Origin of the sequence: Halomonas sp. GFAJ-1 (assembly GCA_002966495.1) — a bacterium.
Classification (GTDB): domain Bacteria; phylum Pseudomonadota; class Gammaproteobacteria; order Pseudomonadales; family Halomonadaceae; genus Vreelandella.
In genome coordinates this window covers 2,032,831-2,044,767 of sequence record CP016490.1, presented here as the reverse complement: position 1 = coordinate 2,044,767, position 11,937 = coordinate 2,032,831, and the positions used below count along the sequence as shown (strand labels likewise).

General features: G+C 57.7%; 8 protein-coding genes. 3 read left to right on the top strand and 5 right to left on the bottom strand.

The window, feature by feature from the left end:
* Positions 1-49: 49 nt before the first annotated feature.
* Positions 50-544 carry an RNA pyrophosphohydrolase gene (locus BB497_09390; GenBank protein AVI62892.1) on the bottom strand — a complete coding sequence of 165 codons (495 nt, stop codon included), beginning with the start codon at positions 542-544 and terminating at the stop codon, positions 50-52.
* 173 nt (positions 545-717) lie between these two features.
* On the opposite strand from BB497_09390, the gene BB497_09385 reads away from it, so the two are divergent.
* Positions 718-1,374 carry a phosphoserine phosphatase gene (locus tag BB497_09385; GenBank protein ID AVI62891.1) on the top strand — a complete coding sequence of 219 codons (657 nt, stop codon included), beginning with the start codon at positions 718-720 and terminating at the stop codon, positions 1,372-1,374.
* Positions 1,375-1,494: 120 nt separating this feature from the next.
* On the opposite strand, the gene BB497_09380 is transcribed toward BB497_09385, so the two are convergent.
* Positions 1,495-2,469 carry a malate dehydrogenase gene (locus BB497_09380; GenBank protein AVI62890.1) on the bottom strand — a complete coding sequence of 325 codons (975 nt, stop codon included), beginning with the start codon at positions 2,467-2,469 and terminating at the stop codon, positions 1,495-1,497.
* Between the two features lie 261 nt (positions 2,470-2,730).
* On the opposite strand from BB497_09380, the gene BB497_09375 reads away from it, so the two are divergent.
* Together BB497_09375 and BB497_09370 are read left to right on the top strand one after the other, a co-directional pair.
* Positions 2,731-3,828 carry an efflux transporter periplasmic adaptor subunit gene (locus tag BB497_09375; GenBank protein AVI62889.1) on the top strand — a complete coding sequence of 366 codons (1,098 nt, stop codon included), beginning with the start codon at positions 2,731-2,733 and terminating at the stop codon, positions 3,826-3,828.
* Positions 3,812-6,910 carry an acriflavin resistance protein gene (locus BB497_09370; GenBank protein AVI62888.1) on the top strand — a complete coding sequence of 1,033 codons (3,099 nt, stop codon included), beginning with the start codon at positions 3,812-3,814 and terminating at the stop codon, positions 6,908-6,910. Before BB497_09375 ends, BB497_09370 begins: the two co-directional genes overlap by 17 nt.
* A 34-nt stretch (positions 6,911-6,944) precedes the next feature.
* On the opposite strand, the gene BB497_09365 is transcribed toward BB497_09370, so the two are convergent.
* The 3 genes from BB497_09365 to BB497_09355 form a co-directional block, all read right to left on the bottom strand.
* On the bottom strand, positions 6,945-9,743 hold the full coding sequence (locus tag BB497_09365) for a formate dehydrogenase subunit alpha (protein ID AVI62887.1): 2,799 nt from the start codon (positions 9,741-9,743) through the stop codon (positions 6,945-6,947).
* Positions 9,740-11,341, bottom strand: a complete 1,602-nt coding sequence (locus BB497_09360) for an NADH-quinone oxidoreductase subunit F (GenBank protein AVI64315.1) — start codon at positions 11,339-11,341, stop codon at positions 9,740-9,742. The genes BB497_09365 and BB497_09360 overlap by 4 nt, the downstream gene beginning before the upstream one ends.
* 194 nt (positions 11,342-11,535) lie before the next feature.
* Positions 11,536-11,919: a reactive intermediate/imine deaminase gene (locus tag BB497_09355; GenBank protein ID AVI62886.1), complete on the bottom strand. Its 384-nt coding sequence runs from the start codon at positions 11,917-11,919 to the stop codon at positions 11,536-11,538.
* Between the last annotated feature and the right edge of the window lie 18 nt (positions 11,920-11,937).

The following is an 11,937-nucleotide window of genomic DNA, read 5'->3' as shown; positions in this document are numbered from 1 at the left end:
AGGGATTTCCGGCTGGCTTGACTGCCTCATCCTAGGCAGCAAAGCGCAATTACCCTTCGTTATCTTGTGCTAGGCGCTGTACACGCGGAGAAAGCTCTCGTAACGCGCGTCGATATACCTCTCGTTTAAACGGCACCACCTGCCCCAGCGGGTACCAGTAGCTTACCCAGCGCCAGCCATCGAATTCGGGCTTGGGCGTAGCCGTCATGCAGATTCGGTTCTCTTGACAGCGAATCTTAAGTAAAAACCACTTCTGCTTCTGGCCGATACAGACCGGTCGCGAGTGGGTACGAATCATGCGTCGTGGAAGACGGTAGCGCAGCCAGCCCCGGGTGCAGGCGACAATATCAACATCGTCGGCGGTTAGGCCGATCTCTTCGTGAAGCTCACGAAAAAGCGCTTGTTGTGGAGTCTCGCTTGCTTTAATGCCTCCCTGGGGGAATTGCCACGCATTTTGTCCTACACGACGCGCCCAGAGCAGTTGCCCCTGGCTGTTGGCAATAATAATGCCAACATTGGGGCGAAAGCCGTCAGCGTCGATCACGGACATCACCTTAATAAATTTTCAGTTATGTCCATTTTTCCACAAGGGAGACAGCCGTATCAATACAATATAGAGCTAAGTGGTTAAACCAGGGCGACTCTGCGATAATCCGCCGCTTTGTGTCCCGCGATTAACACGCTATCAACCATCACATTAACCATAAGGGGAGCGCCGTGAGTCTGGCCATTTTCGATTTGGATAATACGCTGCTATCCATCGACAGCGATCACGCCTGGGGTGAATTTCTACTCGAACAGGGCGCCGTTGATCCTGTTGCTTACCGAGAAGCCAACGAACGCTTTATGGCCGATTACAACGCAGGCACCCTGGATATGGCAGCGTTTCTGGAGATGGCACTGAAGCCGCTTGCAGAAAACACGCCGGAACAGCTGGCCGCCTGGCATCAGCAGTTTATGGCCAGCAAAATTGAGCCGCATATTCTCCCCAAGGCCGAAGAGCTTTTGGCCCGCCACCGCACCAAAGGGGATACGCTGCTGATTATCACCGCCACCAACCGCTTTATTACTGCGCCAATTGCTGAGCGCTTGGGCGTTGATGATTTAATCGCGGTTGATCCGGAGATGATCGATGGACACTATACGGGGCGGGTGTCAGGGGTGCCGAGCTTCCGCGAAGGCAAAGTCACGCGTTTAAAGCAGTGGCTTGAAGATCAAGACTTAACCATGGATGGCGCTTGGTTTTACAGCGACTCCCATAACGACCTGCCGCTGCTTGAGCAAGTCGAGCACCCCGTCGCCGTCGACCCCGATGATACGCTCCGAGAAGTCGCCGAAACGCGCCATTGGCGGATTATGAGTTTGCGTGATTGAGAGTGGTGAGTGGTGAGTGGTGAGTGAGTGAAGCGTAAATGGTCAAAAAAGCCCTGCAAACTGAGTTTGCAGGGCTTTTGTGTTTGCTAGGCGCTCATTGAAGAGCGCCAGCGGGCGTGCTTAGCCGAGCAGGTGCTCAACGGCAGCGCGCTCTTCACGCAGTTCTTTTTCGGTGGCCTGCATCTTCTCTTTGCTGAACGCGTCCAGCTCGAAACCTTGAACGATTTCGTACTTACCGCCCTGGCAGCGCACCGGGTAAGAGTAAATGATGCCTGCGTCGATGCCGTAGCTGCCGTCAGACGGAATCGCCATGCTGACGATGCCGTCACAACCCAGCGCCCAATCGCGCATGTGGTCGATAGCAGAAGAAGCGGCAGACGCTGCAGATGACGCACCGCGTGCCTTAATGATCGCCGCGCCGCGCTGCTGAACGGTGGGGATGAAGTCGTTTTCGTACCAGTCGCGCTCAACCAGATCAAACGCCGCTTTGCCATCGACTTTGCACTGGGCCAGATCCGGGTACTGGGTGGCACTGTGGTTGCCCCAGATGATCATGTTTTCAACGTCAGTAACATGCTTGCCGGTTTTCTGAGCCAGCTGGGTCAGCGCGCGGTTGTGATCCAGACGCGTCATGGCGGTGAACTGACCCGCGTCCAGGTCCGGCGCGTTGCAAGAAGCAATCAGCGCGTTGGTGTTAGCCGGGTTACCGACAACTAGGACGCGTACGTCGCGGCTGGCGTGATCGTTTAGCGCTTTGCCCTGCACAGAGAAGATAGCCGCGTTGGCTTCCAGCAGGTCTTTACGCTCCATACCGGGGCCACGCGGGCGGGCACCTACCAGCAGGGCGAAATCCGCGTCTTTGAACGCGACGTTGGGGTCATCGGTTGCGACAACGTCTTTGACCAGCGGGAAGGCACAGTCGTTGACTTCCATCACCACGCCGTTCAGGGCGTCCATCGCCTGAGGGATTTCCAGAAGCTGAAGAATGACAGGCTGATCCGGCCCCAACATGTCGCCAGCGGCGATGCGGAAAATAAGAGAGTAGCTGATTTGGCCTGCGCCGCCGGTAATCGCAATACGTACTGGATCTTTCATCATTGCTCCTTGATGGTTTGCCTAGTGTAAGGGCTCGCCTGAGGGTGGTTCGACAGAAATTAAGACGACAAGATGGTATGCCCAGCCGGGCAAAAACTCAATCAGACATGAGGCTAGTATCCTTCCCGCCGCTGCTTGGTACTCGCTGAGAAGCTGGGGTTACGCTATGGTGTGACAGGCTGCGCGCCCCGCCTTCAGCACGGTCTTTAACGTACAGCTTAAATATACGGTTTTCTGGGCTTATACGGATATAGCAACCCCATGCGACGAATCCCCTACTCTTACGCCCTTGCCAGCTTGCTGGTTCTAGCGCTGGTAATATGGCTTGCCTTTGGCGATTTTCAGCGCTTTCAAACCGACCCACCCGAGAGCAGCAGCGCGGAAAGCGAGGCGCTTCCACGGGTAGAGGTGATGGTTCAGCAAAGCACCCCTTTTGTTCCTCAGCAGGTTATTCAAGGCCAATTAACCGCCCAACGCGAAACCATCTTACGCGCTAGCGTGGCTGGCTTCGTGGCGGAAAAGCCCATTACCCAGGGGGCGACAGTGGCCCAAGGCGATACCCTGCTGGTGCTGGACAATGAAGCCCTACCCGAGCGTTTGCAGCAAGCAAGGGATGAGCTTGCCGTGGCAGAAGCTGAGTTTTCCGGGGCGCAAAACCTACGCCGCCGGGAGCTCATTTCACAGCCAGAACTGCTGCGCCTACAGAGCGCGTTAAGCGCCAGCGCCGCCCAGGTGGCCCAGTTGGAAAAACAGCTAAACGACACCCGCCCCACCGCCCCGTTTGAGGGCGTCCTTGACCGGGTGCAGGTTGAACTAGGCGATTTGCTGCAGCCCGGTGAAGAGTGGGGCCGCTTAATTGACGACCGCCGTTTAACCGGAACGGCTTGGGTATCTCAACAGCAGGTCGGCGAACTCAGCGTTGGACTACCGGTCACTGCGCGGCTGTTAAACGGGCGCGCGCTAACCGGCGAGATAACCCATATCAGTAGCCGAGCTGAAGAGGCCACCCGTACCTTTTATATCGAAGCAACCCTGGACAACCCTGACCGGCAACGTTTGGCAGGGGGCAGCGCGGAGTTCACCATTACCCTGCCGCCGCGCCATGTACATACGCTCTCCCCCGCGCTTTTTAGCCTGAACGAACAGGGCCAGTTGGCGGTTAAGCACATCGTCGATGAAAACCAGGTGGCCCAAACGGCCATTGAACTGGTAAGCGCTGATATTGAGCGCGCTTACGTGACGGGTCTGCCGGATCCGCTGCAACTGATTACCCTTGGCGCTGGCTTAGTTGCCCCGGGCGATACCGTCACGCCGGTGCCTGCCAACCGCCAGGAAGGTGGTTATGCGCCAACTCATTAATGCGGCGCTTACCCACACGCGCACCACGCTACTGCTGCTCGCCGGGTTACTGCTAGCGGGCATCGCCGCTTGGCAAACCATTCCTAAGGAAGCCAACCCCGACGTCACTATCCCCATTGTTTACGTTTCGCTCTCTCTGGAAGGGGTTAGCCCCGAAGATGGGGAGCGGCTTTTAGTTCGCCCCATGGAGCAGGAGCTGCGGGGGATCGAAGGGCTACGCAAATTCACCGCACAGTCCAGCGAAGGCCATGCTGCGGTAACCCTTGAGTTTGACCCAGGCTTCAACCCGAATACAGCCCTTTCTGATGTACGCGAACGCGTGGATATTGCCCGCAGCAGCTTGCCCGCTGAAGCCGAAGAGCCGCGGGTAATGGAAGTGAATGTCTCCGAATTCCCTGTGCTTACCATTGGCCTTTCCGGGCAGTTAGATACCCGCGAGCGTATTACGATTGCCCGGCGCCTCAAAGAAGAGATTGAAGGCATCGCCAATGTGTTGGAAGTGGATATTGCCGGGGAGCGGGAAGACCTGCTGGAAATCGTCGTTGATCCACTGGTGCTAGAGAGCTATGGCATTGATTTTGACGCGCTGTTTAATCAGGTATCGCGCAACAACCGCCTCGTCGCCGCCGGCAGTCTGGACACTGGCGCTGGGCGTTTAGCGCTGAAGGTGCCGGGCATTATTGAATCCCTTGATGATGTGATGCAGATGCCGGTGAAAGTGGAAGGCGACCAAGTGGTGACCTTCGGCGATGTGGCTTGGATTCACCCCACCTATAAAGAGGCCGAGGGCTTTGCCCGTATTGACGGCGAGCCTGCGGTGGTGCTGGAAATTTCCAAGCGCGCCGGGGCCAATATTATCGCCACTATCGATGCCGTAAGGGAACGCTTTGCCCAGGCAGGCGACCTGCTACCGGAACAGCTCAGCGTTACCACTATTTTGGATGAATCGGTCACGGTGCAGAACATGCTCTCCGAGCTGTTAAACAACGTACTGACCGCCGTCGTGCTGGTGCTGATCGTTGTCGTGGCGGTGATGGGCTGGCGCATGGCACTGCTGGTGGGTTTAACTATTCCGGGGGCATTTTTAACCGGCATTCTACTGGTATGGGCCTTTGGCTTTACACTCAACATTGTGGTGCTGTTCGCGTTGATCTTAGTGGCTGGCATGCTGGTGGATGGCGCCATTGTGGTGAGTGAATTGGCCGACCGTCACTTAAATGACGGCCAATCACCCCATCAAGCGTGGCTGAACGCAGCGTCGCGCATGAGTTGGCCGGTCATTGCCTCTACGGCAACGACGTTGGCGGTGTTTGTACCGCTGCTATTCTGGCCAGGGATGGTGGGGCAGTTTATGAAGTATCTGCCCGCCACGGTGATCTTATGCTTGCTGGCATCCCTGGCCATGGCGCTTATATTTCTACCTACGCTTGGGCGGCTGGTGACCCGCCCTGCCAAACCGGCTTCTGAGGCCCTCGCTTCAAGTGAAGAAGCCACCTACGAGGGAACCACCAATCCCGAAAGCACGGCCCTTGGGCGCCATTACCGCAGCCTGTTAGCACGGTTGCTGCAACACCCTAGCTGGGTACTGCTGTTCGCCCTGCTACTGATCGCCCTGCTCTACACCGGCTACGCACGCTTTAATCACGGGGTGGATTTCTTTCCCAACGTGGAACCAGACAGCGCCCAGGTATTAGTGCGCGCCCGGGGTGACTTTTCGGCTTTGGAAGCCGATGCCATCCTGCAGCGCGTGGAAAACCGCCTGGGTGGCATGAGCGAAGTAGAAGCGCTTTATGCCCGTTCATTTGCAGTGCCCGACCAGCAGATGGGCAGTGATGTGGTGGGCGTGCTGCAGTTTCAGTTTGTGGACTGGTACCAGCGCCGCCCCGCACAAGCGATATTAGACGATATGGCCGAGCGCACCCAGGATATCCCTGGCATCACCCTGGAGTTTCAGGAACAGGAGATGGGCCCCGGTGGCGGCAAGCCCATTGTGCTTGAGATAAGCGCCACCGACCCGGACGTTGCCGATACGGGGGTTAATCAACTCGTGGGGCTTATGCGTGAGCTGGGCGGGTTCACCGACATTCAGGACAACCGCAGCCTTCCGGGGGTGGAGTGGCGGGTGAACGTTGATCGTGAAGCCGCCGCCCGCATGGGCACCGACATTACGACCATTGGCAGTGCGGTACAGCTGCTGACCACGGGACTGCAGGTGGCTAGCTACCGTCCGCCTACGGTGAGCGATGAAGTGGATATTCGCGTTCGCCTGCCCGAGTCCTGGCGATCGCTGGATCAACTTGAGCGGTTAACTATTAATACCCAGCGCGGCCAAGTGCCTATCTCTCACTTTGTAACGCTGACCCCGGCACCCAAAGTTGGCACGCTGAACCGCATTGACGGCCGGAGAGCCATCACCCTTGAGGCAGACTTAGCCCCCGGCCACCTAGCCGACGAGCGCCTGCGGGCGCTGCTTTCAGCGGGCGAAGGCCAACTGCCCGAAGGCTTGATGGTGAACGTGGCAGGCGAGCAAGAAGACCAGCAAGAGGCGATGCAGTTTTTGATTAGCGCCTTTTTGATTGCCATTGGCCTCATGGCGCTGATCTTAGTCACTCAGTTCAACAGTTACTACCAAGCGGCACTGGTGCTCTCTGCCATTGTGTTCTCAACGGCAGGGGTACTGATGGGCTTACTGATTACCGGCCAAGCTTTTGGCATTGTGATGGTGGGCATGGGGGTTATTGCCCTGGCAGGCATTGTGGTAAACAACAATATTGTCTTGATTGATACCTACAACGAGCTGCGGGGCAATGGCATGACGCCCGCAGAGGCGGCGCTGGAGGCGGGCTGTTTGCGCCTGCGCCCAGTATTGCTGACGGCGATTACCACGGTGCTGGGGCTAATGCCCATGGTGTTGGGCATTAACGTGAATCTGTTTGCCCCAGCCCTTGGCTTTAACGCCCCTTCCGCCCAATGGTGGACCCAGATGTCCAGCGCCATCGCCGGCGGCCTAACCTTCGCCACCGGGCTTACGCTCCTGCTAACGCCATGTATGCTGGTGATTGGCGGGAAGCTTAGGCGCTAGCCCAGCGCGCTCCTCAATGAGCAGCTTCAATCACTTAGGCCGGGTTGAGCCGACAGGCAGCATACTTGAACTCGGGTATTTTACCGTAAGGGTCAAGGGCTGGATTGGTGAGCAGATTAGCCGCCGCTTCAGCATAGGCAAACGGCACAAATACCATGCCATCGGGAATTTTTGGGTCCATGCGGGCGGTTAGCGTAATCGTGCCTCGTCGTGTCGTGATCGTCAGCTTTTCACCGGGGGAGACCCCTAACCGATAAAGCTCGCCGGGCGAAAGGCTGGCTACCGCTTCTGGCTCTAGCGCATCCAGCGCCTGGCTACGCCGGGTCATAGAGCCGGTGTGCCAGTGCTCCAACTGCCGGCCGGTGGTGAGCACTGTGGGGTACTCGTCATCCACTGGCTCATCCGGCGGCAGCGGACGCGTGGGGGCGAATTTTGCCAGCCCGCCAGCGCGCGGAAAGGCATCGCTAAACACCACATCCTGGCCCGGCGCATCCTCCGCCGGGCAGGGATACGTCACTGACCCCTCCCGCGCCAGCCGCTCCCAGCTAATGTGATTTAGCGACGTCATGCCCTGCTGCATCTCCGCGAACACCTCTTTAGGGTGAGCGTAGTGCCAGCCAAGCCCAAAGCGATTGGCGATTTCTTGAATAATCCACCCGTCAGGCTTGGCATCTCCCGGCAAGGGCAGCGCTGCACGACCTAGCTGCACCTGGCGGTTAGTGTTCGTCACGGTGCCCTCTTTTTCCGGCCAGGCGGAGGCAGGCAGAATCACATCAGCTAACTGGGCGGTTTCGGTGACGAACAGATCCTGTACCACTAAATGCTCAAGCATACCCAATGCAGCCCGGGCGTGGGTCAGATCCGGGTCAGACATGGCGGGGTTTTCCCCCAAAATATACATACCACGCACGCTGCCTGCGTGGATGGCATCCATCACTTCAACGACGGTTAGCCCCGGTTCATCGCTCAGCGGCGTGTTCCAGAGCTCCTCAAAAGCGCCTCGCAATTGGCTATCGCCCACCGGTTGATAGTCCGGCAGCACCATGGGAATTAGCCCCGCATCCGAGGCGCCCTGAACATTGTTCTGCCCACGCAGCGGGTGAAGGCCAGTGCCAGGGCGCCCCGTGTGGCCGCAGGCCAGCGCCAAAGAGATCAAGCAGCGGGCGTTATCAGTGCCGTGGGTATGCTGGGAGATACCCATGCCCCAGAAAATCATCGCTTTATCGGCATTGGCATAACGGCGTGCCACGTCGCGAAGGGTATCAGGTGCTACGCCGCACAGCGCGCTCATGGTCTCAGGTGTGCTGTGTGCCACGCTATTTTTAAGCGCCTCAAAACCTTCGGTATGGGCAGCGATGTACGCTTCGTCATACAGCTCTTCGGCAATAATCACATGCAAGAGCGCATTAAACAGCGAAACATCGGCGCCCGGCGTAAAGCGCACGCTTAGGCTGGCGTAAGCATCTAATGCCTGCCCGCGAGGGTCGAGGATAATAATCTCGGTGCCGCGTTTGGCCGCCTGCTTAAAGAAGGTGGCCGCCACCGGGTGATTCACCGCCGGGTTACAGCCGGTGAGAATCACCACGTCAGCTTCCAGCGCCTGCATAAACGAGGCGGTCACCGCGCCTGAACCCAAGCACTCCATCAGCGCGGCCACGGAGCTGGCATGGCATAGCCGCGTGCAGTGGTCGACGTTATTGCTGCCAAACCCAGTGCGTACCAACTTTTGGAACAGCCAAGCCTCCTCATTTGAGCACTTGGCACTGCCAAAGCCCGCTAACGCTGTTGGGCCGTGGGCGGTTTTGATGTTGATCAACCCGCCTGCTGCCGCGTCTAGCGCCTCTTCCCAGCTAGCTTCGCGGAAGTGGCTCAATGGGTGATTAGGGTCAAAGTTCGGGTCGAGGGTTTTGGGTATACCGGGCTTGCGCAGCAGTGGCTTGGTGAGCCGCGCTGGATGGCTGACGTAATCAAATCCAAAGCGCCCTTTCACGCATAAGCGGCCTTGGTTGGCAGGGCCGTTGCGCCCTTCCACGTAAGCCAGGGAATCATGATTTATATGATAGGTAAGCTGACAGCCCACGCCGCAGTAGGGGCAAACGGAATCCACCTGGCGCTGACTGCTCGTATCACCGCGCCCAGTCGCACCCACCAGCGTGGCGGGCATGAGTGCGCCAGTAGGACACGCCTGTACGCACTCGCCACAACCCACGCAGGTGCTGTCGCCCATGGGGTCGCTAAAATCAAAAACGACAGCGGTGGCTGCGCCGCGCTGCGCCAAACCAATCACGTCATTACTCTGCACGTCGCGGCAAGCCCGTACGCATAGGTTGCAGGTAATGCATGCCTCCAGATTAACGTGCATGGCCGGGTGGCTGGTATCCGGCTGCGCAATGGTAGGCGCGACCGCCGCATGGCTAACCGATGAGTGACGACGTGGCGGTAGCCAAGCTTTTACAGCATTTTCATTAACCGCCAGCTGGTCAGCCATGGCCCAAAAGTGGCTGGAACGGTCAGGGCTTTCCGCCCGGCTGGGCTGGTCGGCCATCAATAGTTCCAGCACGGTTTCCCGGGCTTGCACGGCGCGAGTAGAGCTTGCGCTACGCACCACCATACCGGGAGCCGCTTCACGTATGCAGCTGGCGGCCAGGGCACGCTCGCCGTTAATTTCTACCATACAAGCCCGGCAGTTACCGTCGGAACGGTAGCCGGGCGCTTCTTTAAAGCACAGGTGGGGGATGGTTTCTCCACTGCGCTTGGCCACCTGCCATAGGGTTTCACCGGGGTAAGCCGTTACCGCATGGCCATCCAGGGTTAACGTAAAGGGGGCGGTCATGGCGTACTCCCTCTAGCAGCATCGCTGACGATAATCTGCTGCTGGCTAAGTTCGGCTCGAAAATCTTTAAGGAGCCCCAGCACCGGGTTGGGTGCCGCCTGCCCCAGCCCGCAAATTGAGGCGTCTTGCATCACTTGGGCCAAGCGGGTGAGCGCCTGAACATCCCAGTGGTGACTCTCCAGCAAGGTGAGCATTTTTTCGGTGCCCACTCGGCAAGGCGTACACTGCCCACAAGACTCATCGGCGAAAAAGGCCAGCAGGTTGGTCGCTACGGCCTGCAGGTTATCGTGATCGGAAAGCACCACAATCGCCGCCGAGCCTATAAAACAGCCGTGTTCATGTAGCGTATCGAAATCCAGCGGAATATCCGCCTTACTGGCGGGAAGAATACCGCCCGACGCGCCACCAGGCAGGTAGGCAGCCAGGGTGTGGCCCTCCACCATGCCCCCGCAGTACTCTTCAAGGAGCTCACCCAAGGTAATACCCGCAGGCGCTAGGTAAACGCCGGGGTTTTTTACCCGGCCGGATACGGAAAAACTGCGTAACCCGCTTCTATTGTTGCGCCCCTGCTCAGCAAACCACGCGGCGCCCTTTTTCCAAATACGTGGAATCCAGTACACCGTTTCGACGTTATTAACCAGCGTGGGACGGCCAAACAGCCCCTGCTGGGCAACGTAAGGGGGCCTATGGCGAGGCTTGCCGGGTTTGCCCTCAAGGGATTCAATCAGCGCCGACTCTTCACCACAGATATAGGCCCCTGCACCCCGGCGCAACACGATAAACCCTGGCACCACTAGCTCAGCTTTTTCCAGCTCATTAATTGCTTCGTTTAAAACCCGGTGAAGCCCCGGGTACTCGTCGCGCAGGTAAATATAGAGCTGCTTAGCCTCAATGGCCCAGGCGCTGACCAACGCCCCTTCCAAAAACTGATGCGGCGATTTTTCCAGGTAGTAGCGGTCTTTGAAGGTGCCGGGCTCGCCCTCATCAGCGTTAATCACGCAGTAACGCGGGCCCTCCTCTTGGTGCACGAAATGCCACTTCTTAAAGGTGGGAAAGCCTGCCCCGCCCAGCCCGCGTAGCATCGAGCGCTCAAGCAATGTCATAAGCGCCTCAACCGTCACCTGACCACTACGGCACTGGCTAAGTAGCTCAAAGCCACCGGCTTGGCGGTAAGCCTGCAACCGCTGCCAAACAATCGCTTCCGGGTGAAAATGGCCGGTGTCCACCACCGCCTCGACGCCGTCTGCAGTGGCATACCGCACATGGTGATGCCCTACTTCCACCACCGGCGCGCTGTCGCAGCGGCCCATACAGGGGGCACGAACCACCCGAACAGAGGCTGGGTCGACCCGAGCTTCCAAGGCGTGGTGCAGCTTATTTGCCCCCGCTAACTGACAGGAGAGCGAATCGCACACGCGAATAGTAGTGTCCGGTGGAGGCGCCTGGTGGTCGTGAACCACGTCAAAGTGAGCATAAAAGGTCGCGGTTTCGTACACCGCGGCCATGGGCAGGTTCATATAGGTCGCTAATGCGCGCAGTTCAACCACGGATAAATAGCCATGGGCATCTTGAATCGCGTGTAGGTGCTCAATCAGCAGATCGCGGCGTTTGAGTGCGGGGGTGGTACGCTCATCACCCAGCAGGTCGCGTAGTGCTGCTAAGGCTATAACGCTTAGCCCTCTGCCACGTGGCTTACCACGAGGTGATTTGTTTACTCGTTGCCGCTTAGCAGATTTTTGTTTCACACTTGCATACTCTTTTTTGCGTTAGCCAAAAATCAAAAATTCAATCTTTATGCAACATAATCAATAGCAGCATAGGCTACCATCTCTACCAACATTTCTTCTCGCGCAAAACCAGACACAATAATGGCGGCACGGTTGGGGTAAGGCGCGGTGACATAGTCTGCATAGACACGGTTAACCGTAGCCAGGTCCTCGCGCTGAGTCACGTAGATCAATACCTGAGTTAGTTGCTGCATACCCGCACCAGCGCTTTCCAAAGTATGCTGCAGATTATCTAGCGTCTGGCGCGTTTGTGCTTCAATTCCGCCTTCTACCACAGCACCGTCGGCGCCGATGGGAATCTGTGCGGTAAATAAGATGCCATTGCCAACCACGGCCCATTCGAGTGGCGCCTTGGCCGCATAAAGATCGGTTTTTATCGGTTGAATCATTGCAATGCTCTCATTTAT